Here is a 23,899-nt window from a genome sequence, read left to right on the forward strand (position 1 = left end):
AAAGTTAGGGGATATGAAAATGAATCGGAAACAATTAGCTTGGATTCATCATATACACGCAACAGTTCTTCTTCTGCTTTTACTTACTGGCCATAGGCTTTTATTTATCTTTTTTCAGGACACTATTTAATGAGTGGAAAATACCCTTAGTGGCGATTCATATAGTTATCGCCATTTTTTATGTTGGAATTATGCTGGTTTCTATTTATCATGCTTATCGGTATAGTGAAAAACGTGCTCCGATAAAGAAGTTTAATATATGGTTATTTATCATTCTTTTTTCACTTTGGCTATGCTCTGGAATTCTGATGTATTTTCAGCAACTCGTTCCAGTATGGGTGCGGAACAATAGTGTAATCATCCATGATTGGTCGACCTGGACTGCTATTCCTTGGATTTTATTTCACGGGTATGGGCATTTATTTAAGGTGAGGATTCCGTGGCCAAATTGGTGGAGAGGCCGTAAACAAGTACCTGATTGGATATCCGAAAATAAATTAGGAAGACGAGATGTTACGAAGTCGCTTCTGTTATTCCTCGTTTTTATATTTTTAGGTGGTTGGATTCGCTGGGTTACACCTGTACTGTCTATCCCAGAGAACCAAGAGAAAAGAAGAGGATATTTTCGGATCTATAATGTAACCAATGATTATCCACGGTATGAGGAAGAAGACTGGAAGGTTGCCATCGTAGATCTTAATCAGGTAAAGGAAGAATTAACAATGAAAGATATGCGAAAATTACCTTGGCATTCAATCGTCGATGATTTTCATTGTGTTACAGGCTGGAGTGTCAGGGGCGTAGAATTGCGTGGCATTTATTTGAAGGATCTGCTAGAAGCGTATTATAGAAATCATCCTGAGGATACCTATGTAACGGTTTATTCAGGAGATGAATTATATTATGACTCCTTCACAATTTCTCAGCTGCTTGATGAAGAAGCCATGCTTATATTTGAGCTTGATGGCTTGCCATTAAGAAAATCTCAGGGATTCCCTTGTCGGCTTTATCATCCAAATATGTACGGGTATAAATCAGTGAAGTGGGTTACTAGAATTCAATTGACTGCTGGCCGTGAACAAGGATACTGGCAAACGAATGGGGACTATGACTTAGATGGCTATTTATAAACCTGTTAAAAAATGGCTCTTGCCACTTCTGTCTATTGTTATCGGCTTGTCAATGGGTTACGCGTTGTTCCTAAGCAAGGAAGACTATCAATATAGTCAATGGGTTACATTGCTTGAAGACAGTCAAACTAATAGGTACAAGATTGAATCAGCCTACAAATGGGACAATAATGTATATTCCAAAAGCCAGGGGATCTGGTCAGAAGAAAACTCCTATTACCAAATTGCCACCCCAATATCAGATGGTGATGAATTTTCCTTTGAAGCTTATGTATTTGAAGAGGAATTTTATTTAAAAAGCAGTGGTGAATGGTTTGTTGGAACGTTCCCCCACAGTTTTACAGAAGAACTGGCACCACTTAATAATCCATTAAAATGGGCAGTAGATGTATTAAAACATGCAGAGCATATCAGTAAAAATAAAAATAGAGACTATGTCACATATAAAGCCACTTTCAAGGCGTTTCCGTCAATCGACTTTCGGGGTACATTACTTAGTAAACAAGACAATACTTATTTGGAGATGACTTTTAAGAGAGGAGAACCATTTTCTCTTGAGTGGGTGGTTAATCCAATACACCCTGATTCCTTAGGACCACTTGTTTCTTATCCAGAAACATTAACTTATCGCCTCTCTTTTGATACTACTAAGAATACTGTTCCCGCTCTTCCAGCAGAAGCGAAAGAGGCGGAAGAAATTGACTAATAATCTGTAAAACTATTAATTCCTTTGCAGGTTATCCAACCTGGTATAAGTTGTATTAATTTGTCCATAAACGTCTTTGAATATCTCATATAAACGTTTATAGAATTGATGGTTGTTTAAGTTAGGCTCTATCGTATCCTTCATTGGAACGACCTTTTTAATATCCGAAAGGGAAGGAACCTCATTGAGGCTGAATAAAGCTAACCAAGCAGCACCCCAAGCTGAACTTTGATGACTCTCAGGTAAATGTACGGGTTTTCCGAAAATGTCGGCAAGAATACTGACCCAAATATCAGAATGACTGAAGCCGCCATTTGCAAAAAGATTTACATGTTGATTACCTAGTCTGTCCAGCGCTTGTCCAATTTGGTAGACATTAAGAATGACACCTTCCATAGCTGCTCTAATTAAATCACCTTTTTGATGGGTAGAGGTAAGGCCAATAAAGGTTCCTTTGGCTTGTGAGTCCCAGATAGGAGCTCTTTCCCCTGTAATGTATGGAAGGAATAATAAATTATTAGATCCGGGCGGCGAGCATGCTGCCAGTTGACTCATGTCTTCCAAAGAAAGTTCGACACCTTCCGAGCTAAATAAAGACTGGAGCCAAGCTAAAACAATCCCTCCGTTATTCGAGGCGCCCCCAGTTATCCATGATTTCGAATCGAATCGATAGGTGAAGATTTCTTCTTTTTTATCTAACAGTGGTTTGGCTGTAAACTGTCTGATGGCACAACTAGTTCCAATTGTGATTGCGGTATCACCAGGTTTTAACGCTCCTACACCTAAATTGGCTAAGGGCCCGTCAGATGCTCCAATTGTAAAAGGAATTTGTTGGTCAAGGCCAATCTCTTCAGCAATACTAGATTTTAATCCCTTTAATAGATAAGTAGGCGGAACCGGCGAGAAGAGGTTGTCTTCTGTTATGCCGGCTTCGGTAAGTGCTTCTTCATTCCAATCTAATTTCTCCACATCAAATAAACCAGTTGAAGCTGCTACGGAATAATCAACCACTTCTTCATTAAACCATCGCTTTACAAGAAATTCTTTAATAGAAATATATTTGTTGGCGTCTTTGTAAGGCGGCCAAGCTAGCTCTTTCATCCAGACCAGTTTTGCTAGAGGTGTCATCGGATGAAGAGGAGTACCTGTTTTAAAGAATAAATCCGGATTTGTTCGTTTAAGGTGATCTGCCTGATTTTGACTTCGTGAGTCAGCCCAAATAATAGAGTTTGAGAGAGGCTCTCCATCGTTTGTGGCGCATATCAGTGAGTGCATAGCTGAAGAGATTCCAATTCCCTTCAGTTGTTTTTTTGGGATATTGGATTCTATTACTACTGTTTTTAAAACGTGGATAGCTGCTATTTCAATTTCAAGAGGTTCTTGTTCAGCCCAATTTAAAGCAGGATAAAGGATAGGGTATTTCTTTTCGTGTTCAGCTATAATCTTCCCACTGTAATCAAACATTAAAGCTTTGACGCTCGTAGTACCTATATCAAGCCCTATAATATAAGAGGACATGCTTAATTCTCCTTTTCGTAAGTAAAAGTTGATAACATGTTTGCAGTTATTTATGTTGATTACGTAGTAGTCACGTCATGTCCCTACATCCAGCGTCCATTGCCTAGTGCCTTTCAGTAGGGAACCCTTACCTTTCTTTGCTTATAATCGTTTGCTTGAAATTGCATCACGCATTTTGGATAAGGACTCTTTTGTTTGATCCTTTTTTTGCAGGCAGTAATTGACATATAAGGCATCGATAATACTTAACTCAGCAATTCGTGATGCAAGTGCCTCTGATCGATACTCCGTTTCCTGTGCGGCAGTAAACAGAGTAATATCAACCACTTTGCTTAGTGGCGATTTGGCAAAGTTGGTAATTCCTATTGTTTTGGCATTCCTCTTCTTTGCCACTTCAATTACGTCGAGTAAATCTTTATTGGAACCAGAGTGTGAAATAAATATGGCAACAGATTGTTCATTTAATTGAGATGCAGACATGAGCTGTAAGTGACTGTCCGTATAGGCCTGGCTAATCAGGCCAGTCTTTATAAACTTATGCTGTGCATCTAAGCCGACAATCCCAGAACCGCCATTTCCGTAAAAGCTTAGATTATTGGCTTCTGTCAGAAAGGCTACTGCTTGCTGGATAGAATCCTGCGATTGTAAATCTCTTGTATATTCGATTGCTTTTATATTTGACTGGAATACTTTTTTGGTAACTTCCAGCTCTGAATCATTTTCATTTATTGACTCGTGGATATCTTTGATGGGATTGACTATTTCAGAAGCTAACACAATTTTAAGTGATTGGTATCCTTTAAAGCCTAACCGTTTACAAAAGCGAAAAACAGTAGCGTCTGCTATCATCAAATCATCTGCAACCTGATTAATTGTCGCATGAATAATTTTTTCTGGTTTATCAAGGATGTAGTCTGCAACTAGTTTTTCTTTTTCACTAAAAGAACTATAAGCTGACCGGATTCTATTTAAGACGTTTGTGGCTGGAGTAATTGTATTCACTAATAACCCACTTCCTTAATTTGTATGTATGCGTTTAATTATAATCTTATATGAAAATAAGTTTAAAATAAAGAGAAAAGATGAAAATTTTTTTCTTTCATTTATCATCTAACTCGATTATCATTAGAATTATACAAACATAGGTAGCTCGCATCTAGGAAGTATTATGATACTCAGGTTCCAAAAAATGAGGGGGATTCTCGTGGTAAATTTATTTCAGTTAAGTGGAAAGATTGCAGTCGTTACAGGGGCGACAAGAGGAATTGGCCGATCAATGGCTTTGGCCTTAGCAGATGCAGGTGCAGATATCGCGCTTTTACAGCGAAACCCCGAACAAACAGATGTTAAGGAAGAAATTGAAGCAACTACAGGCCGGCAGTGTAAGATTATAGCCTGTGATTTAGAGAACCCAGCCCAAGTTAAAAATGCTATTCCTGAAGTTGTTGCCCTTTATGGGAGAATTGATATTTTAGTAAATAGTGCTGGGATACAACGTCGCTCACCATCCATCGAATTCACTGAGCAAGATTGGGATGATGTTTTAAATATCAACCTTAAAACTGTATGGACTTTATGCCAGCAGGCCGGACGGTACATGGTTAGACAAGGCAGTGGGAAGATTATTAATGTCGCATCTTTACTCTCATTTCAAGGTGGGATAACAGTTCCTGCGTATGCTGCGGCCAAAGGGGCGGTAGCCCAACTAACTAAGGCACTTTCAAATGAGTGGGCAAAAGAAAACGTAAATGTAAATGCAATTGTTCCAGGCTATATAGCAACAGACATGAATACGGCTTTAATAAATGATCCAGTTAGAAGCAAACAAATACTTGATCGAATACCTGCAGATCGTTGGGGCAATCCAGAAGATTTTAAGGGTACTGCAGTATTTCTTGCTTCAGAGGCGTCAGCATATATTCATGGCCATTTGTTAGCAGTGGACGGCGGGTGGCTGGGCCGTTAATCTTTTAGACCAGGAGTGATATATATGCTAAATCAAATTGACAAGAATAAAAAAAAGGTCGCTGAAGAAGCTGTTAAATATATTAAAAACGGAATGACTGTAGGTTTGGGATCTGGGTCAACTATTGACTGGATGCTTAAAAAGCTTGGAGAAAGCGTTAAAGATGGATTGGATATCAAAGGTATACCAACTTCAGTTAAAACGGAAAAATTAGCAAGGGAATACGGCATTCCGTTAACTGACTTTACAAACGTACTTGAAATTGATTTGGCTATTGATGGGGCTGATGAAATAGATGACGACTTATCTCTGCTAAAAGGTGGAGGCGGATCACTCGTTAGGGAAAAAATAGTTGATTCTGTTGCGAAAGAGCTTATCATAATAGCAGACGAATCTAAATTGGTTTCTGGACTGGGAGATTTTTTATTACCTGTTGAAGTGGTCCAGTTTGGGTGGGAACTAACCGCAAAACATATCTCTCAGTTAAATTGTGTTCCCTATTTACGAAAAAAAAGTAACAATGAAATATTTATTACCGATAATAATAATTATATTTTAGACTGCAGTTTCGAAAAAATTCCCCAACCAATCAGATTGCATGAAAAGTTAAAACTACTGACCGGGGTTGTGGAAACTGGTTTATTTGTGGGCATGGTGGATCGCGTTATTATTGGAAGTGATAATGGAATTAGAACTCATGTGAATGATTTCTAGTGCTTTTTAATGAATGATGAAACAATATAACTATACATAACTAAGGGTGAACTACATAATGTCTGGCTTTAATGAGCAATTTTTGTATGCCGTAATAATCATAGCACTGGGTTATACACTTAAACGATTTAATATAATAAAGGAAAAAGATGGAGAAGGTTTAGCGAGAATAATATTCAATCTGACTCTCCCGGCATTAATTATTGTGTCTTTTAGTGACATTAAGATTGAATCTTCCTTATTTCTTCTTATAGGTATAGCCTTTTGTTATGGACTACTTTCGGCTTTTGTATCTATTATTATATTTAAAAAGGAAAGCAGAGAAAATAAGGGTATGCTAGGAATGTTGGTGCCAGGCTTCAATATTGGCTTGTTTGCATATCCACTCGTTGAAGGGATATGGGGAAGAGAAGGTATTAAATATTTTGGGATGTTTGATGTTGGTAATGCATTTATCGTGTTCGGTCTACTATATCTAATTGGCAGCTATTATTCATCCGATAAGGCAGAGCTTAGTCTAGGTGTAATCATGAGGAAGTTAACGGGTTCAATCCCATTAATGACTTATATTATTGTTTGTGGATTGAATATAATAAGTGTTCAGCTCCCAGAAATGGTTATAAATGTTTCCGGGATAGTTTCCGTAGCAAACATGCCTCTATCGTTTCTGCTACTAGGTATTTATTTAAATTTTAAGTTTGATAAAAGTTACTATACACTCATTATGAAAGTCCTAACCATTAGGTATGTACTTGGCTTAACTGTTGGTATATCACTCTTTTATATATTACCTTATGATGATATGTTTAAATATACTGTCCTTATTGGTCTGATGTTACCAGTATCAGTGTCGGTTTTGCCTTATTCTGTTGAATTTAACTATGACCAAAGATTTATCGGAACTGTATCCAATTTGACGATCCTGATTACCTTCTTTTTATTATGGATTCTGATGAATGTAATTAGTTGATTGCTAGATTCCATTAAACAACAATCTTCTTGTTATTTCCCGGGAAATGACAGATTGACTGTTTTTTCGACTTTTGAACATTTTTGCTGTCGGAACAATTTCATGTATAATTAATAAAAGATTGCAACTATTCATACAGGAGGAGTTTTTATGTCAAAAATTCGTTGGGGTGTTTTAAGCACAGCAAATATTGCACAAAAAGCACTTTTACCTGCTTTCTTGCGTTCGGAAAATGCTGAGGTGACTGCTATAGCTAGTGGAAGTGACATTACAAAGGCCGAAAGGGTAGCGGAAAAATTCAGTATCCCAACTGCGTACGATGGCTATGATAAGCTGTTGGATGACTCGAATATTGACGCTGTTTATATTCCATTGCCAAACCATTTACATAAACAGTGGGTAATTGAGGCTGCTAAGAAAGGTAAACATATTTTATGTGAGAAACCAGCAGCGATAAATTCCAATGATGTTTTGGAAATGAAGAAAGTTTGTGATGAGCATGGCGTTCTTTTCATGGAAGCATTTATGTATCATTTTCACTCTCAGCACAATCGTGTAAAAGAGATAATTGACTCTGGTGAGATTGGTGAAGTGAAACTGATGCGTGCTGCTTTTTCGTTTTACCTTGCCAAAAAGGAAAATAATATCCGTATGAGTAATCAAAAGGGTGGCGGCAGTATTTATGATATCGGCTGTTATGGTATCCATTCAATTAGGAATATACTTCGGTCTGAACCGAACACTGTTCAAGTGCATGCTGCGGTTGACCCTGTGTATGGAGTGGAAACTGATGCAGTTGGATATATGACATTTCCAAATGGAGTACGAGCAATATTTGATTCTAGTTTTAATTTGGCACATCGGAGTGAATACGAGGTTGTCGGAACAGAGGGACAAATTAAAGTTCCTAGAGCATATCGTCCAGATAATAAAGGTGGCGATGGGTTAGTGATTGTTGAGAAGGGAAATGTGCAACGAACTGAAACAGTGAATAGCGATCAATACCGCAGTCAGGTGGAGCATTTGTCACAGGCAATTATAGACAAAAAAACTGAGTTGTATCATGATTTTAATAATACGATAAATAATATGCGTGTGATTGATGCTTGCTATGAATCAATCAAGCAAGGTCGTCTAATCGAAATATCTTAAGTTTATATAAACCCTAATTTGTCGGATTTTTAGCAAATTAGGGTATTATTATTTTAACTGCTCCATGGTAAGATAGAAACATAATTCGTAAGTAGGTGACAGTATGAACAGTAACTCCAGATTTTTAATTTATACGTTGAGCGGTGTTTTATTTGTCATTAGTTTTGTTGGTATGCTGATTTATGGTTATAAGGCATTTTATATAGAAGCAGAAAAAGTAGAGTCAGATGATTATACCTATCATTTTGCATTAATTGCTGAAGAGATTGAAAACGATTACTGGCGTTTAATTGAAGAAGGCGCCAAAGATGCTGCTTTGGAAAATAATATTTATTTGGAATATATGGCACCGCAAAAAGCTGACAATGACGAATTGTTGAAATTACTGGACCGAATGATTTCTGCAAAAGTTGATGGAATCCTTACACAAGGTGTTGAAGGGGATCGATTTGTCGATTTAGTACATAAGGCAATTGAACGTGGAATACCGATTATCACGGTCGACACAGATGTGAAAAGCAGTGAACGAAATGTATATGTAGGAACTGATAATTTCTATGCTGGTCAGCTGGCTGGGAAGACTATTATCGAAAATACAACTGGCGAACAGTATGTTGGAATTATTACCGGCCGTTTTGATGCGATAAACCAGCAGGAGAGGCTAGAGGGCTTGAAACAAGCATTTAAAGCTGAAGAACGTATTCATATTGTTGATATTAAGGAGTCCAATATAACTGAAGTAGGTGCGACTCAAGCCACCTACTCGCTGCTTAAAAACTATCCGTCGATAACAGCATTAGTTGGCACAAGTGCCCTAGATGGGATTGGTATGGTACAAGGAATTAATGAAATAGCATCCAGGAAAGATATTTATATCACTGCGTTTGACGTTCTGCCAGATACGCTTGCTTTGATTCGTCAAAATAAGATTGATGCAACTATTGCACAGTACCCAAAAGAAATGGGATATAAATCAGTAGAAGTTATGATGGAACTTCAAGGTGAAGGAATGCTGAATAGTGAAGTCTATACTGAAACGAGAATTCTCGAGAAACAGGACTTGAAAGGGTTTCAAAATGGTGGAATCAAATGAAGACAATCCGTGGAAAGCTAATCGTTTACTTCTTTGTATTTGTGCTGCTATTTCAGGTAACAGCAATTTCTATTTTTATCAGTTCAAATGATTTAACAAACGCCTATAACAAAAGCTTTCAGAGATTTTTATTGTTGAATTCTATTTCAGAAAAGACCAAAGACTTATATACATATACCAAAACATATGTAACTGAATCGGAAGCAGAAAATGCGGTGAATTATTATGATACAAAAAAACAGCTTCAAGAGGAAAAAGGGAAGCTGGAATCTACCTTTTACTATATAGAAAAAATAGAAATGAAAAACTACACTAATTTAATTGAAACATTTATTCATGAAAGTGAACTTACGGTTGGATTTGTAATAAAGGATGACATCGAACAATACCTTTTTCATCTGGAGGAAACCGGAAATGCATCAGGATACATTCAGGAATCCACATTGGAAATGATGGATTTAGAAATGACTGCTTATAAATCATTCTATGAAGATTTACAGTTACGTAATAATAACTTTTTGCTATTTACTATTTTTCTTTTTGTTACAACGAGTATGATCGCAGTCTTTTTTGCACTTTGGTTTTCGAAGGGGATAACACGTCCGGTTGGAGACCTGTCTCGTGCAGCAAAGGAGGTTTCCAAGGGAGATTTGTTAGGTGAACCAATCAAAATTCAGTCGAATGATGAATTGAAATTACTTGGTGATACGTTTAATCACATGCGGACAAATATCCATGAATTAGTTGAGGAAATAAAGGACCAATCAGAGTTGGACCGGCTGCTTAAGGAAATGGAGCTAAAGCATTTACAAAATCAGGTTAATCCACATTTTTTATTTAATACATTAAATACAATATCTAAAATGGCTTATCTAGAAGATGCCAAATCAACGTCATCGCTGATTGATTCTGTAGCAAAACTTCTTCGTCATAGTTTAGGTGAAATTGAAAGCAGCGTTGCTTTAGCGGATGAAGTAGATGTTGTCAAAGATTACTTTCATATTCAAAAAACGCGTTTTTCCGAACGAATCATTTTTAATTTAGATGTGGATGAAACATGCCTGGATGTGAAAGTTCCTCGTTTAACCCTTCAACCGTTAGTAGAGAATGCGTTTATTCATGGTATTGAAGGAGAAGAAGATGGTGGCATTATTAAACTGCGTATCTATCAACGTGATGCTGATATTATTGTTGAAGTTAGCGATGATGGAGTTGGAATGGAGCAGGAAAAAGTGAATGAACTCGTTTCATTAATGAAACAACCGGAGCATGTAGGTCACTCAACTGGCATAGGATTGACTAATGTTATCCGCCGTCTGCAGCTTTTCTATCAAAATACGCATGTCGTGGAAATAGAGTCGGATATAGGGAAAGGAACGACAATTCGATTATTTCTGCCTATGGAGTAAGGGGGGATATAATGCGCGTCTTAATTGCTGAGGATGAATTGCTTGAACGAAAAGTGATGAAAAAGTTTATAGAAAGTAATTTTACTGATATGCATATTGTTGGAGAAGCACAGAATGGGAGAAAGGCAATCGAACTAGCAGAAACAACGAATCCTGATATTATTTTTATGGATATAAAGATGCCGGGGATAAATGGTTTGGAGGCGATTAAAGAGATTACCAAGCATTACCCTTCAATAAAGTTTATCCTGGTATCTGCTTATGATTCTTTCGGTTATGCAAAACAGGCCATGAACTATGGGATAAAGGAGTATATTTTAAAGCCCGGAAAAAAAGAGGAAATTGTGCGGGCAATACTCCGTGTTAAAAAAGAAATTCTGCATGAACGTGAACAACTGGACGAAAAGAGACAGTTATTTAAAGAGCGTTTATTTACAAAATTGATGCATCATCCGGTTGCAGAGGATGCCTATGACATACAGAAGATGTATTATCCCGAAATGCAAAGTGGGTATTTTTTGGTTGCACAGTTAAATGGACTTGTAGATGAAGACATAGTTGAACGTATATTGGAAAAGCATATCAGGCATCCTTTTATGTTTAACATGACTGAAGAGCGACTCTCTATTTGCGTTTTGGTGACGCAGAATATTGAAAAAGCAGAGGTACTAACTGTAGCTCGTGGGATTCAATTGGAAATTGGGGAGAATTGCTTTCTTGGAGCAGGATATCCATGTGAATCCCTTGAAAATTTCCCAAGATCATATCAAGAAGCACTTACTGCCAGCTACCAGTTAAATAAAGTGAAAAAGCGGAACTACGGTTTTCCAAGAGAAAAAGAGAATGATAGAAAAGAGATTATAACACGTCTTCTTGCAGAGATTGGAAAAGGTAATGACCGAGATGCTGTGGATATTTTTAACGAGGAAGATTTTACAACCAGTGACCTGGAAGAAATCTATTTTAATATAAGACAAATGCTGGAAGAACGGGATATTTCGATCCCTGACAGCTCTATATCTGAATTGAACTCACCTTATGACTGGCATACATTTATTACGATTTGTTGTATGAATTTACAGGAATACTATCAATCCAAACAGTACATTGCAAAAGCTAAGACATTTGTTGAGGAGAATTATTGCAATGGAGTGACGTTGGAGGAAGCTTCAGCATATGTCGATTTAAGCCCTAATTATTTTTCCAATGTATTTAAGCAGGAGCTTGGGCATACATTTATAGATTATGTGACGAAACTTCGTATGGAAAAAGCAAAAGATTTAATTCAGGAAAATTCCTATTCATTGAAAGAGATAAGCTATATGGTTGGTTATAATGATCCTAATTATTTTAGCAGGGTTTTTAAAAAGTATTATCAGATGTCCCCTAAGCATTTTCAACACGAAATCTTTAAAAAGTGAAGGTAATAGTAAAAAAGTGCTGTAATTAAATTCCTGTACACACCCAGATTTTTTTACAATTAGGTATGAAAGCGTTATCAATGAAAAGGGGGATTTATTTGTGAAGAAATTATATGGAATTATGTTTCTTTTAGCGTTGGCACTTGTTGTTTCGGCATGCAGTTCAGAATCATCTGGTTCTGATGGCGATTCTGATAGTGGAGAGAGTGCTAAAGAAGTAGAGATCTTTAGCTGGTGGACAGGTGCTGGTGAAGAAGATGGCCTGTTAGCCTTAATTGATTTGTTTGAAGAAGAACATCCGGATATTGCAGTTGAAAATGCTGCTGTAGCTGGTGGGGCAGGCACGAATGCGAAAGCAGTACTTGCAACTAGAATGCAAGGTGACGATCCGCCATCAACTTTCCAGGTTCACGGTGGAGATGAATTGAACGAAGGCTGGGTTGCAGCAGATAAAATGCAGCCACTAAACGACTTTTATGAAGAAAATGGCTGGATGGATAAATTTCCACAGGAATTAATTGACTTGGTCAGTAAAGATGGCAACATTTATTCAGTACCAGTAAATATCCATCGTGGAAACGTAATGTTTTATAACATGCAAGTGTTCGAGGATAACGGAATTGAGGTACCAACAACATTTGATGAGTTTTTTGAAGTAGCAGATGAGTTAAAAGCTGCGGGCGTTGACCCAATAGCTTTAGGGGACAAAGAATCGTGGACAGCGACTCAGATTTTTGAAAATGTTCTATTAGGTGTTTTAGGACCTGACGATTATAAGAAACTTTTTGAAGGTGAATTTGGCTTTGACGACGAGCGAGTCGTAGAAGCAACAGAGAAATTTGGTAAAATGCTTGATTATGTAAATGAAGACCACGCATCACGTAACTGGCAAGATTCAGGTCAGTTAGTTGCAAATGGTGATGCGGCAATGATTAACATGGGTGATTGGGCAAAAGGATATTTTGCGAATGACTTAGAGTTGGAAACTAATAAGGACTTTGGTTACTTTGAGTTCCCTGCTACTGACGGTGAGTTTGTTGTAATTACTGACACATTCGGATTGCCAAAAGGGATAGATAATCCTGATGATGTTAAGAAATTTCTTTCAGTTTTAGGCTCTGTGGAAGGTCAGGATGCATTTAACCCATTAAAAGGTTCAATTCCAGCACGTGTAGATGCTGACGAATCTAACTATGATCAATATGGTAAAGATACAATGGCTGACTTCCAGGAAGCACGATTAGTTCCAAGTCTTGCACATGGTTCTGCAGCATCAGAAGGGTTTTTAACGAAAGTAAATCAAGCTGTAAACATCTTTGTAACACAACGCGATGTAGACGCGTTTGTTCAAGCACTAGAGAGCGCAGCGCCGGAAATGTAATAATTTAGCAGATTTGAGGCTGCCTCATATAATTTGGCAGCCTTTTTTCTTTACAACATGAAACCTCGATGTGAGGAGGGTATTAATTTGGAGGAAGTAAAGCAAAAACGTAATAGGAAATTATCAAAGGATCAGTGGACAGCTATTGCGTTTTTAATTCCGTCCGTTATGTTAATTTTTATTTTTGTATATGGATTTATTGGTTGGACAGGGTATGTATCGGTAAGTAATTGGAACTCGCTTGTACCGGATTTTTCATTTGCGGGCTTGAAAAACTATATCTATCTGTTTAATGATTTCCGTTTTCAATCTGACTTGCGAAATACCTTGTTTTTTACAATTCTATTTATTGGGTTCGTTATAATATTAGGTATGGGGATAGCAGTTCTACTAGATCAAAAGCTAAAAGGGGAATCCTTTTTTCGAAATATTTTCTTGTTTCCAATGGCGCTATCCTTTGTAGTTACAGGTGTTGTATGGCAATGGCTTTTAAACCCATCAACTGGATTTAATCAGTTCTTGAGTGTATTTGGAATTAAACCGAAATGGTACACTGATACAAACATTCTCGCCGGTTATGAATGGGGGAGTATTGAGTTCGGTTTGCCTGTAGCCATTATTGCAGTCGTTATTGCTGCAGTTTGGCAGATGACAGGTTTTTCGTTAGCAATGTATTTAGCCGGATTACGTGGTATTCCGGATGAACTGCGGGAAGCTGCCAGAATAGATGGTGCGAGCGAATTTCAAATATTTCGCAGAGTTATTCTTCCAATGTTAATGCCGATTACGATGAGTGTCATTATTATCATGGCCCATATTTCTCTGAAAATATTTGACTTAATTTATGCCATGACCGGTTCCGGAGCAAATTTCGTTACGGATGTTCCTGGTGTTTATATGTTCGAAACAACATTCAGAGGAAACTATTATGCGAATGGGGCTGCTATAGCAATTATCATGTTACTTTTAGTAGCAATATTTATTGTTCCGTATCTTTGGAATAGTAGAAAGGGTGATAATTAATGGCAGCACTTAATATTGGGAAAGTATTAAAATATTTTATATTAATTTTTCTAGCAGTAATATTTTTAATGCCAATCTATGTAATACTTGTCACGAGTTTGAAGCCTTTAGATGAAGTATCACTAGAGAGCATGTGGGCTTTACCAACATCCATAGATTTCAGTTCATATGTGAGGGCGTTTACAGAACTAGCACCTAACCTATTAAATAGTATCTATCTTGTTGTACCAGCAACATTGTTATCCGCATTGTTAGGAGCGATGAATGGATATGTGCTTTCTAAATGGAAATTTAGAGGGGCAGATACAATTTTTACGTTTATTCTGTTTGGAATGTTTATTCCATATCAAAGTATCTTAATACCAATGATACAATTTTTACGTACTATCGATTTATATAATACTATTCCAGGACTAATACTTGTACATGTTGTCTATGGATTGCCAATAACAACTTTAATGTTCCGGAACTTCTATGCGAATATTCCTGATCAGATGATTGAGGCCGCAAAAATAGATGGTGCGAACTTTCTTGGTATATTCCGACACATAATTATTCCGTTATCCATTACCGGGTTTGTCGTTGTGGCGATTTGGCAGTTCACAAATATTTGGAACGAATTCTTATTTGCAGTAACTATTACAACATCAGATAATCAGCCAATTATGGTTGCTTTGCAAAACCTTTCCGGAAGTCAAATTGTCCAATGGAACGTGCAGATGGCCGGGGCATTACTAGCAGCTCTGCCAACATTATTAGTTTACATTTTTTTAGGGAAATACTTTGTTCGCGGACTTTTGGCAGGATCAGTGAAAGGGTGAACTGATTCCAGTTACTTCTCGTTTTTTTACATTTAGGCAGTTTAAAAACTTCTTTATAATATGGATGGAGGTGGAAAGTCATGAGATATCGTCAACTAGGAAATACAGACTTAAAGATAAGTGAGTTAAGTTTTGGTACATGGGCTATTGGTGGTGCATGGGGGAAACTTAACGATGATAATGCTTTACATGCTTTGGACCGAGCGATGGATAAAGGTGTGAATTTCTTTGATACCGCAGATGTATACGGCGATGGTCATAGTGAGGAGCTTTTAGCAAAGGCAACAAAGGGAAGGGAGGATTCCATTCACATTGCTACGAAATTTTGCCGCGCCGGTGATATTCATGACCCGAAAAACTATTCCATGGAGCGTGTAGCAGAGTACTGTGAGAACAGCTTAAGAAGATTGAATCGTGATCAGATTGATTTGTATCAAATTCATTGTCCGCCAATGGAAATTCTCAAGGATGGCCGTGTGTTTGAGGCATTAGAAAAATTAAAGAAACAAGGGAAAATTCGCTATTACGGCGTAAGTGTCGAGACAGTTGAAGAAGGGTTATATTGCTTGGAACATACAAATGCAAGTACATTACAGGTTATCTTTAATATTTTTCGTCAGAAGTCTTTAGAGGAACTATTTCCAAAAGTTTACGATAAAGGGATAGGTATCCTTGCTCGTGTGCCATTGGCAAGCGGCCTGCTTACCGGAAAGTTTAGTGAAGATGCAACATTTGAAGCGGATGATCACCGTAATTTTAATCGGGATGGTCAGGCGTTTAATGTTGGTGAAACGTTTGCTGGACTTGAGTTTAATAAAGGAGTTGAGCTCAGCCGGGAGCTAGATTGGATTGAAGATGGCAGGGGTACTATGACTCGTGCGGCACTGAAATGGATTTTAGAACATAAAGAAGTTTCCAGTGTTATTCCGGGATTCAAAAATGTGGATCAAGTAGAGGATAATTTACAAGCACTTGATGTGAAAGGATATTCAACCGAAGAACTTGAGAGGCTGGCATCATTTTATCGTCAAGAGGTACATGGACATATACGGGGAGTTTATTAAAAATTGTAGGGAGCTTAGCCAGTATTGGATAAGTTCCCTATCTTTATCAGTTGCTAATTATTTTCGCCAATTTTAGCCAAAAAACGGGAAGTGACAGGCACCTCGAATGTGAATTTCGTACTTGAATGATATTTTTCTTCAGGGTGCAAAAGGATTGATGGGAAGTCGTCATATAGTAGTGATGCTGGGTGTTTTTGTGTTTCCAGGCAGAGTCCTAAATACCTTTCTGACATTCCTTCTTTAAGTTTAAGGCCATTTCCAAGGTTATTGGATGTATACATAACCATTCCTGGTTCATCCGTGTTAACTGTTAGTGTCCGTCCGCTTTTTTTCTCTTTTACAGTTACATCTGAGTGATTTTGTTTCTCTAAAAAAAAGTAGTGATCATATCCGTTTCCAACTATCTTATTTTGCAGATGGCTCGAATTTATTCCGTCTTTAATGTTCCGGCCTGAAGTGAAATCAAAAGGTGTACGTTCAACATTAAGTTTTTTACCTGTAGGAATAAAGTTATCATTTAATGCTGCAATACGGTTGCTTGCTACTGTTACAATGTGATTTTCTACTGTTTCCTTTAAATCTCCGCTTAAATTAAAATATGTATGATTTGTAAGTGCCAACGGAGTCGTTTTATCGGTTGTTGCGTCATACGTAATTATCAATTGGTTTTCATTGTTAAGTTCATAGGTAACGTCGGCATGTACATTCCCGGGATAACCATCATCCCCGTCAGGGCTCTTATGTGAAAGCTTTACACCAACAGATGTGTCTGTCTCAAAGGGACTCGTTTCCCATAAAGCATGATGAAATGCTGTTGTTCCACCATGTAAATGGTTATCTCCGTCGTTAGCTGTTAGTTTATACAATTGGTTATCTGCCTGAAAAGCAGCATCTTTTATTCTTCCAGCGACTCGTCCAATAATTGCACCAAAAAATGCGGGATTTTCTATGTAGTCCTGGTAATTATTAAAGCCAAGCACAACATTTTCGATAGTTCCATTACGGTCTGGAGTTCGTATTTCTGTTATGGTCCCTCCATAATTAAGAATGCTTACTTCCATTTGATTATCATTGGAAAGCGTGTAGAGCTGCCATGTTATATGTTCGTTAGGGTTTATATGTTGTGTTGTAATTTTCATAAGTAACTCATTTCCTTTTATTTAAAGATTGAATAAAACGTTTAAAGGCATTTTCTCCCGATGAATCTTGTTTGAAAACACCTGCATGCTCAAGCACGTTAACGAACTTTTTTCCCAGTTCGTTCTCCATAATGCTATTTATCATATTCTTGTCAGTCTGCTCACCGTATGCAGCTTTTATTTCTTTTGCCCATGCTTGATGATAATCTGCTATATTGGATGGTTCGCCTAGAAGATGTTTTTTAATTTCATTTAATTCATCAATTAATCTAGGGGGAAGTACTGCTAATCCCATGACTTCGATTAAGCCGATATTCTCTTTTTTAATGTGGTGTACATCAGCATGCGGGTGGAAAATACCCATCGGATGTTCAGCAGTTGTTCGATTATTCCTTAATGCAAGGTCGAGTTCATATTTTCCGTCACGGATTCGCGCTATAGGTGTAATGGTATTATGTGACACATTATTAGTGAATGGATGTATTCCAGCATCCTCATCTGTATAGTTTTTCCATGTAGTCAGAATGTGATTTGCTGCATCAATTAGTTCATTTTTATCAATGCTTTGCAGTCGGATAACAGATATGGGCCAGTATAAGAAGGATCCACTGACAGACGTATAGTATTCTAGTGAAAAATCAAACCGGCTTTTTGCTTTTGTCATAGCAAACTCGTAATTGCCACCCTGGTAATGATCATGACTTAAAATAGATCCACCAACTATTGGCAAGTCCGCATTGGATCCCATGAAATAATGCGGGTATGTTTCAACAAACTCGAGTAATCGTTCAAACGTGTTTTTGCTGATTTTCATATCTCGATGTTCTTCTGCGAGTAATATGCAGTGCTCGTTGTAATAAACATATGGCGAATACTGCAGATACCAATTTTCATTTTGTAATGGAATTTTTACAACGCGATGGTTAGCTCGTGCTGCATGATCAATTCTACCCGCATAGCCTTCATTTTCAATGCAAAGCGGACACAGAGGGTAGTTGGATTTCTCCTTTTTACTGCGTTCAAGTTCGAGTTGTTCAGGGTCCTTTTCGGGTTTGGATAAATTTATGGTAATATCCATTGGTCCGAATGCGGTGTTTGCTTTGAAATGAACATTCTTTTTTATCCGTTTCATTTGAATGTAATTACTATTCTTACTTAACTCGTAAAAAAAATTGGTTGCTGATTTAGATGAATCATTAGCAAGCTTAGATTGGAATTGTTCATTTATCATCGATGGTCTTGCTACAAAAACATCCATAATCTTTGCTGCAAATTTTTCCTTTTCAGCTAGAATATCGGTAATGATATTTTTATTAATTGCATAGGAAACAATATCATCCACAGTATCAGGGATAGAATAGTTTGGGGTGGATGCTGTTGGCTCGATATAGGAATCAAGCTGCAATAAGTCCAACAGTATATTTTGTGCATAAATTTTATCGGTCGTATCAATTAATCTATTTTTTACAGATTCATCTATTAGGTTACTTATTAGTTGATAGATTGCGGTCATCAGGATTTCACATCCTCGTATCCATTGGGATGACTTTGGTGCCATTTCCAAGCATCCTGGATAATTTTGTTTATTGAAGTTTGGGTTGGATTCCAATTAAGTAAATCCTTTGCTTTTTGTGAAGAAGCAATTAACCTACCTGGGTCGCCAGTGCGACGCTCTTCGATTTTGACTGTGATTTCTTCACCTGTCACCGCTTTAACTGCTTCAACCATTTCTTTTACAGAGAAGCCCTGACTGCTGCCTAAATTAAAAATATCACTGCTCCCGCCACCTTTCAGATAGTCAAGTGCTAGTATATGTGCGTTAATCAAGTCTTCTACATGAATATAATCCCTGACACATGTGCCATCAGGGGTGTTATAGTCATCACCAAAAATAGATATGTGCTCTCGTTGTTTTAGAGCCACCTGGAGAATTATCGGAATTAAATGGGTTTCCGGGTTATGTGCTTCTCCAATTTCACCTGATCCTCTTGCACCGGCCACGTTAAAATACCGCAGCGATACATAATTAATGTCATGTGCTTGGCTAGACCATTTCATCATTTTCTCCATGGTGAGTTTTGTGTCACCATAAGCGTTTGTTGGATTAGGAGGGACTTCTTCTGTAATCGGAATGGTATCCGTTTCCCCATAAGTTGCTGCTGTTGACGAAAATACAATGAATTTAACATCATTCTCGACCATTACTTGTAAAAGAACCTGTGTTCCATGGACATTGTTATCATAGTACTTGAGCGGATTTTCCATGGATTCACCAACTAACGAGTTTGCGGCAAAATGAATAACGGAATCAATTGATTCTTTAGCAAATACGTCACGTAAAAATTCAATGTTGCGGCAATCTCCTTGATAAAACCTTGCATTAGGATGTATTGCACCACGATATCCCGTTTCCAAATTATCAACGACGATAACGTCTTCCTTTTGATCAATTAATTGGTATGTTGCATGGGATCCTATATACCCTGCTCCACCTAAGACTAATACACTCATATTATATTCCCTCCGTAATTTCTCTAGCACCTTCACATATCATGGCCGTGTAAAAGGTAGCATCATAGCCGATTTTTGTTCGATAGATAGTGTTCATGTGATGTGTAACGTTATCAACTTGGTCTCGTTTAACAAGTGCTATTGCACATCCGCCGAATCCTGCCCCTGTCATTCTGGCACCGATAACATCCTTATGTTCCCAGGCTGCTTCAACAATGGTATCAAGTTCACGGCCAGTCACTTCATAATCATCTTTTAACGATGTATGCGAATCGTTCATAAGCTTACCAAAAGCAACTAAATCATGCCGATTTAATTTTTTTTGTGCCTCTAACGTACGTGCATTCTCGTAAACTGCGTGTTTCGCACGTTTTCGGTGTATAGGAGAGTTAATCAGCTGTTTATGAGACTCAAACTCTTCTGGTGTTAAGTCACCTAAACTTTTAATAGTAAGTTCTTTTTGTAAATCAGATAAAGCTGATTCACATTCGCTTCTGCGGTCGTTATATTTGGAACCAGCAAGTGTTCTTCGTTTATTTGAATTGATTATTAAAATACAATAGTCTTGCAGGTTTACTGGAACATATTCATAGTTTAACGTTTGGCAGTTTAAGAGAATGGCAGCATCTTTTCGACCTTTTCCTATCGCGAATTGATCCATGATACCGCTATTAACTCCAATGTATTCATTCTCCAATTTTTGCCCGATTTTGATAAGTTCAATTCGATTAATCGGATGCTGATACAGATTTTCTACTAAAACACCTGTTGCCATTTCAATTGATGCTGATGAAGATAATCCAGCGCCGTTTGGAATGTTTCCATAAAATAAAATATCAATGCCTGTTTCGATATCGACACCAGCATTTTTTAAATAACCTATCATTCCTTTAGGAAAGTTCGCCCATTCATCATCCACTTTATAGGAAAGATCAGATAAATTACATTCTATGATACCAGTTTCAGGAAAATTCAAAGAGTAAAAACAGAATTTCTGATCGTTTCGTTTGGCTGCTAAAGCATATGTACCAAATGAAATGGCTGCAGGGAAAACATTTCCGCCATTATAATCTGTATGTTCACCGATGAGGTTGATTCGACCTGGTGCGAAAAATATTCTTGGAGCGCTGGTTGTTTCAAATATTTTTTTAAATGAGTTAGTTAATTCGGTCGTATTCATTTATGCCTCCTTAAATTGGGCAAGTATTTACTTAAGTTTATTATTAATTGGGAAGTTATTCAAATTTGGAATGGCAATTATGATAAGATAAAAATAAAAGGGTGTGTACATAATGCAGTATGCTATAGGCGTTGATATCGGTGGAACAAAAGTCGCAACAGCAATAGTTGATGAAGCTGGTAATGTTTTAACAGAATCAATTATTTCTACCGATCTATCGATTCGTGCAATTAAAATGGTGGAGAAAATTAATAATGAAATAGAACAAGTTATTAAAAGAACAGGAATCCCAATAGAACAGCTAATAGGAATAGGTATCGGTGCTCCTGGACCATTAGATAGTAAACATGGCATTATTACGTCGCCACCTAATTTACGTGGATGGATTGATGTGCCAATATCGCAATTAGTTGAGCAACATTTCTCGATTCCTGTTTCCTTGGAGAACGATGCAAACGCCGCAGCAATGGCTGAGAAACTGACAGGAGCAGCGCAAGAGAATAATAACTTTGCCTATATAACGGTGAGTACAGGCATTGGTGCTGGCATTATGGCGGAAGGAAAGCTGTTGAGAGGGTTGAAGGGGAACGCCGGTGACATTGGACATACAGTGATTGACCCATCGTTTGGGAAGTGTACGTGCGGGCAAGACGGATGTTTGGAGTGGATTGCCTCAGGAACTGCAATTGCCAGACAGGGTTCACTAATAATGGGCAAAGAAATTTCAACAAAAGAAGTATTCAATCTTTACTTTGGTGGGAATGAGGAAATTGTGCATTTAATCGGAAAGGTTTTCCGCGTACTTGGTATTGCATGTGTCTCAGTTATTAATACTTTTGATACCGAAAAGATAGTGATTGGTGGAGGAGTGTCAAAAGTAGGTGATCCGCTATTTCAATCGATTCAAGCATATGTGGGTGAATTCGCATTAAACGAAACCGGGAGACAAACAGAAATAGTTCCAGCTAAGTTAGAACAAAGTGCCGGGGTAATTGGAGCGGCAGCTTTATGTTTTAATCGATAATAAGTATGGAGGAATTAAAATGTATAACGAACCAATTTTTCTGAACCCGGTATTTCAGGAGAGGATATGGGGTGGTAATAAATTACAAACACTTTTTGGATACGACATTCCAAGTAACAACACAGGTGAGGCATGGGTTATATCAGCCCATCCGAATGGCCCATCTGAAATAGTAAATGGTCCGTTACAAGGAAAGGAATTAGTTGAAGCGTGGAAGGAACATCCAGAAATATTTGGGGAGACATCAAATGAAGGAGATTTTCCGCTTCTAGTTAAAATTTTAGATGCAAATAAGGATTTGTCTGTCCAGGTTCATCCTGATGATACATATGCTAGAGAAGTTGAGGGTGAAGGTTATGGAAAAACTGAATGCTGGTATGTTCTGGACTGCGCAGAAGATGCTGAAATTATTTTTGGTCACCATGCACGATCACCTGCAGAGTTCAGGAGAATGGTTGATTTTGGGAATTGGCAGGCGTTACTTAGGCGTGTAAAGGTTCAAAAAGGTGATTTTATATACGTCCCAAGCGGTACAATTCATGCAATTGGAAAGGGAATAGTCGTTTTGGAGATCCAGCAAAGTTCAGATATTACTTATAGGGTCTATGATTATGACCGTATTGATACGGAAGGAAATACACGTGAATTACATGTTGACGCTGCTATTGAGGTAACCAATTTTCCACATGAAGAGGTTGACTCACGACAGATTAAAAAAGTGATTGACGATTTGGTTAGTACACAGTTAGTTGACGAAAAGTATTTCAGTGTCTATCACTGGAAACTCGATGGTGAAGTTTCACGAAAATTGGAGTCTTTCCTATTAGTAAGTGTAATTAGTGGAAAAGGTAATGTTATGGTTGACGGACACGCATTTCCAGTTCAATTAGGAGATCATTTTATTTTACCAAGTACTGTAGAGGAATATATAGTCGAAGGTGATATGGAAATTATTGCTTCGGTGCCTGGAATGGATTAAGCGTTAGGTACATAAATGGAGGAAGTGTTATGGCACTTCCTCTATTATGGTTATTTACAAATTATTGTTATTTCGGCAGTTTCCAATAGTCTTTTTCAAAGATACTCATCAACACGGCATCATGATATTCACCATTCACGAAATAGTGTTCATGCAATTCCCCTTCAGCCTGAAAACCTACTTTTTCATAAATATGAATTGCCTTTTCGTTTACCTTGTCCACAACTAAATAAAGCTTGTGCAGGTTAAGCCTGGAAAAAGCATAGTCCATCGCCAATTGAGTTGCTGTACTTGCATAACCATTACCCTGATGTGCGGTATCAATCATAATCGCAAATTCCGCATACCGGTGTCTCTGATCAATACCATACAAGCCTACAAACCCCAGTTTTTCCCCTTTATAAGTTAATATAAACTGTCTCTCACGTGTACTATCCTGGCTTTTTTCAAATTCATCCTTTAGCTTCTCCATAGACATATAGGGTTCTTCAAACCAATAATCCATCACTTCTGGATCATTGTTCAGCTTGTGTAAAAATTCTAAATCATCTTTTTCCAATGTACGTAGTTTTACATCCTTTGACATGCTGTGTATTCCTCCAATCGTTTACTCCCATTATCAATTAATACTATCAGAAGTTTAGGTGCCAGTCATGGGGGATAAGCATATATTTTTAGAATAGCATTACTCTTTAAGT

General features: G+C 37.6%; 22 protein-coding genes. 15 read left to right on the plus strand and 7 right to left on the minus strand.

Annotated features, from left to right (window positions below; translation table 11 throughout):
* The first annotated feature begins 149 nt into the window (after positions 1–149).
* Both J2Z82_RS13265 and J2Z82_RS13270 read left to right on the plus strand, forming a co-directional pair.
* Positions 150–1,130 (plus strand): molybdopterin-dependent oxidoreductase, encoded by a 981-nt coding sequence (locus tag J2Z82_RS13265; RefSeq protein ID WP_209481259.1) that lies wholly within the window; start codon positions 150–152, stop codon positions 1,128–1,130.
* Complete coding sequence (locus J2Z82_RS13270; protein ID WP_209481260.1) at positions 1,117–1,836, plus strand: hypothetical protein; 720 nt, start codon at positions 1,117–1,119, stop codon at positions 1,834–1,836. The genes J2Z82_RS13265 and J2Z82_RS13270 overlap by 14 nt, the downstream gene beginning before the upstream one ends.
* Positions 1,837–1,851: 15 nt before the next feature.
* On the opposite strand, the gene J2Z82_RS13275 is transcribed toward J2Z82_RS13270, so the two are convergent.
* Positions 1,852–3,354: a gluconokinase gene (locus J2Z82_RS13275; RefSeq protein WP_209481261.1), complete on the minus strand. Its 1,503-nt coding sequence runs from the start codon at positions 3,352–3,354 to the stop codon at positions 1,852–1,854.
* Between the two features lie 141 nt (positions 3,355–3,495).
* Positions 3,496–4,347, minus strand: coding sequence for a MurR/RpiR family transcriptional regulator (locus J2Z82_RS13280; protein WP_209481334.1), 852 nt, complete (start codon positions 4,345–4,347; stop codon positions 3,496–3,498).
* Positions 4,348–4,543: 196 nt separating this feature from the next.
* On the opposite strand from J2Z82_RS13280, the gene J2Z82_RS13285 reads away from it, so the two are divergent.
* The 11 genes from J2Z82_RS13285 (at position 4,544) to J2Z82_RS13335 (ending at position 16,368) form a co-directional block, all read left to right on the plus strand.
* A complete protein-coding gene (locus J2Z82_RS13285) occupies positions 4,544–5,320 on the plus strand; it encodes a glucose 1-dehydrogenase (RefSeq protein WP_245251710.1) in 777 nt (258 codons plus the stop codon).
* A 24-nt stretch (positions 5,321–5,344) separates the two neighbouring features.
* Entirely contained in the window at positions 5,345–6,034 is a 690-nt protein-coding gene (rpiA, locus tag J2Z82_RS13290) for a ribose-5-phosphate isomerase RpiA (RefSeq protein ID WP_209481263.1), read from the plus strand.
* A gap of 58 nt (positions 6,035–6,092) precedes the next feature.
* Positions 6,093–7,004 carry an AEC family transporter gene (locus J2Z82_RS13295; RefSeq protein ID WP_209481264.1) on the plus strand — a complete coding sequence of 304 codons (912 nt, stop codon included), beginning with the start codon at positions 6,093–6,095 and terminating at the stop codon, positions 7,002–7,004.
* Between the two features lie 150 nt (positions 7,005–7,154).
* Positions 7,155–8,156, plus strand: coding sequence for a Gfo/Idh/MocA family protein (locus J2Z82_RS13300; protein ID WP_209481265.1), 1,002 nt, complete (start codon positions 7,155–7,157; stop codon positions 8,154–8,156).
* Positions 8,157–8,259: 103 nt separating this feature from the next.
* On the plus strand, positions 8,260–9,249 hold the full coding sequence (locus tag J2Z82_RS13305) for a sugar-binding protein (RefSeq protein ID WP_209481266.1): 990 nt from the start codon (positions 8,260–8,262) through the stop codon (positions 9,247–9,249).
* Positions 9,246–10,658: a sensor histidine kinase gene (locus J2Z82_RS13310; protein ID WP_209481267.1), complete on the plus strand. Its 1,413-nt coding sequence runs from the start codon at positions 9,246–9,248 to the stop codon at positions 10,656–10,658. Before J2Z82_RS13305 ends, J2Z82_RS13310 begins: the two co-directional genes overlap by 4 nt.
* A gap of 11 nt (positions 10,659–10,669) precedes the next feature.
* Entirely contained in the window at positions 10,670–12,079 is a 1,410-nt protein-coding gene (locus tag J2Z82_RS13315; protein WP_209481268.1) for a response regulator, read from the plus strand.
* 121 nt (positions 12,080–12,200) lie between these two features.
* The gene (locus J2Z82_RS13320; RefSeq protein ID WP_209481335.1) at positions 12,201–13,460 is read left to right on the plus strand and encodes an ABC transporter substrate-binding protein; all 1,260 of its coding nucleotides are present in this window, start codon (positions 12,201–12,203) and stop codon (positions 13,458–13,460) included.
* Between the two features lie 168 nt (positions 13,461–13,628).
* Positions 13,629–14,483, plus strand: coding sequence for a carbohydrate ABC transporter permease (locus tag J2Z82_RS13325; protein ID WP_390314511.1), 855 nt, complete (start codon positions 13,629–13,631; stop codon positions 14,481–14,483).
* Positions 14,483–15,304: a carbohydrate ABC transporter permease gene (locus tag J2Z82_RS13330; RefSeq protein ID WP_209481269.1), complete on the plus strand. Its 822-nt coding sequence runs from the start codon at positions 14,483–14,485 to the stop codon at positions 15,302–15,304. The genes J2Z82_RS13325 and J2Z82_RS13330 overlap by 1 nt, the downstream gene beginning before the upstream one ends.
* Before the next feature lie 80 nt (positions 15,305–15,384).
* A complete protein-coding gene (locus tag J2Z82_RS13335; protein ID WP_209481270.1) occupies positions 15,385–16,368 on the plus strand; it encodes an aldo/keto reductase in 984 nt (327 codons plus the stop codon).
* Positions 16,369–16,421: 53 nt separating this feature from the next.
* On the opposite strand, the gene J2Z82_RS13340 is transcribed toward J2Z82_RS13335, so the two are convergent.
* From J2Z82_RS13340 to J2Z82_RS13355, 4 genes are read right to left on the minus strand one after another with little or no spacing between them, the layout of a single operon-like run.
* Complete coding sequence (locus tag J2Z82_RS13340) at positions 16,422–17,507, minus strand: aldose epimerase family protein (RefSeq protein WP_209481271.1); 1,086 nt, start codon at positions 17,505–17,507, stop codon at positions 16,422–16,424.
* Positions 17,508–17,514: 7 nt separating this feature from the next.
* Positions 17,515–19,065 (minus strand): UDP-glucose--hexose-1-phosphate uridylyltransferase, encoded by a 1,551-nt coding sequence (locus tag J2Z82_RS13345; protein WP_245251690.1) that lies wholly within the window; start codon positions 19,063–19,065, stop codon positions 17,515–17,517.
* Complete coding sequence (gene galE, locus J2Z82_RS13350; protein WP_209481272.1) at positions 19,020–20,018, minus strand: UDP-glucose 4-epimerase GalE; 999 nt, start codon at positions 20,016–20,018, stop codon at positions 19,020–19,022. The genes J2Z82_RS13345 and galE overlap by 46 nt, the downstream gene beginning before the upstream one ends.
* Before the next feature lies 1 nt (position 20,019).
* Complete coding sequence (locus J2Z82_RS13355; RefSeq protein ID WP_209481273.1) at positions 20,020–21,198, minus strand: galactokinase; 1,179 nt, start codon at positions 21,196–21,198, stop codon at positions 20,020–20,022.
* A 112-nt stretch (positions 21,199–21,310) separates the two neighbouring features.
* On the opposite strand from J2Z82_RS13355, the gene J2Z82_RS13360 reads away from it, so the two are divergent.
* Complete coding sequence (locus tag J2Z82_RS13360; protein ID WP_209481274.1) at positions 21,311–22,222, plus strand: ROK family protein; 912 nt, start codon at positions 21,311–21,313, stop codon at positions 22,220–22,222.
* Positions 22,223–22,241: 19 nt separating this feature from the next.
* Complete coding sequence (gene manA, locus J2Z82_RS13365) at positions 22,242–23,201, plus strand: mannose-6-phosphate isomerase, class I (protein ID WP_209481275.1); 960 nt, start codon at positions 22,242–22,244, stop codon at positions 23,199–23,201.
* Between the two features lie 67 nt (positions 23,202–23,268).
* Here the strand turns inward: manA and J2Z82_RS13370 are convergent, their stop codons facing one another.
* Positions 23,269–23,787, minus strand: a complete 519-nt coding sequence (locus tag J2Z82_RS13370; RefSeq protein WP_209481276.1) for a GNAT family N-acetyltransferase — start codon at positions 23,785–23,787, stop codon at positions 23,269–23,271.
* Positions 23,788–23,899 lie beyond the last annotated feature (112 nt).

It is taken from the genome of Virgibacillus litoralis, assembly GCF_017873675.1.
Lineage (GTDB): Bacteria > Bacillota > Bacilli > Bacillales > Amphibacillaceae > Lentibacillus > Lentibacillus litoralis.

Excerpts from the sequence above, each read along its gene's own strand:
- J2Z82_RS13305 (WP_209481266.1), top strand. The coding sequence starts at position 8,260 with ATGAACAGTAACTCCAGATTTTTAATTTATACGTTGAGCGGTGTTTTA.
- J2Z82_RS13310 (WP_209481267.1), top strand. The coding sequence starts at position 9,246 with ATGAAGACAATCCGTGGAAAGCTAATCGTTTACTTCTTTGTATTTGTG.
- J2Z82_RS13355 (WP_209481273.1), bottom strand. The coding sequence starts at position 21,198 with ATGAATACGACCGAATTAACTAACTCATTTAAAAAAATATTTGAAACA.
- J2Z82_RS13330 (WP_209481269.1), top strand. The coding sequence starts at position 14,483 with ATGGCAGCACTTAATATTGGGAAAGTATTAAAATATTTTATATTAATT.
- J2Z82_RS13300 (WP_209481265.1), top strand. The coding sequence starts at position 7,155 with ATGTCAAAAATTCGTTGGGGTGTTTTAAGCACAGCAAATATTGCACAA.
- J2Z82_RS13370 (WP_209481276.1), bottom strand. The coding sequence starts at position 23,787 with ATGTCAAAGGATGTAAAACTACGTACATTGGAAAAAGATGATTTAGAA.
- J2Z82_RS13315 (WP_209481268.1), top strand. The coding sequence starts at position 10,670 with ATGCGCGTCTTAATTGCTGAGGATGAATTGCTTGAACGAAAAGTGATG.
- J2Z82_RS13345 (WP_245251690.1), bottom strand. The coding sequence starts at position 19,065 with ATGGCACCAAAGTCATCCCAATGGATACGAGGATGTGAAATCCTGATG.
- J2Z82_RS13325 (WP_390314511.1), top strand. The coding sequence starts at position 13,629 with ATGTTAATTTTTATTTTTGTATATGGATTTATTGGTTGGACAGGGTAT.
- rpiA (WP_209481263.1), top strand. The coding sequence starts at position 5,345 with ATGCTAAATCAAATTGACAAGAATAAAAAAAAGGTCGCTGAAGAAGCT.
- J2Z82_RS13360 (WP_209481274.1), top strand. The coding sequence starts at position 21,311 with ATGCAGTATGCTATAGGCGTTGATATCGGTGGAACAAAAGTCGCAACA.
- galE (WP_209481272.1), bottom strand. The coding sequence starts at position 20,018 with ATGAGTGTATTAGTCTTAGGTGGAGCAGGGTATATAGGATCCCATGCA.
- J2Z82_RS13285 (WP_245251710.1), top strand. The coding sequence starts at position 4,544 with ATGAGGGGGATTCTCGTGGTAAATTTATTTCAGTTAAGTGGAAAGATT.
- manA (WP_209481275.1), top strand. The coding sequence starts at position 22,242 with ATGTATAACGAACCAATTTTTCTGAACCCGGTATTTCAGGAGAGGATA.
- J2Z82_RS13340 (WP_209481271.1), bottom strand. The coding sequence starts at position 17,507 with ATGAAAATTACAACACAACATATAAACCCTAACGAACATATAACATGG.
- J2Z82_RS13320 (WP_209481335.1), top strand. The coding sequence starts at position 12,201 with ATGTTTCTTTTAGCGTTGGCACTTGTTGTTTCGGCATGCAGTTCAGAA.
- J2Z82_RS13270 (WP_209481260.1), top strand. The coding sequence starts at position 1,117 with ATGGCTATTTATAAACCTGTTAAAAAATGGCTCTTGCCACTTCTGTCT.
- J2Z82_RS13295 (WP_209481264.1), top strand. The coding sequence starts at position 6,093 with ATGTCTGGCTTTAATGAGCAATTTTTGTATGCCGTAATAATCATAGCA.
- J2Z82_RS13335 (WP_209481270.1), top strand. The coding sequence starts at position 15,385 with ATGAGATATCGTCAACTAGGAAATACAGACTTAAAGATAAGTGAGTTA.
- J2Z82_RS13275 (WP_209481261.1), bottom strand. The coding sequence starts at position 3,354 with ATGTCCTCTTATATTATAGGGCTTGATATAGGTACTACGAGCGTCAAA.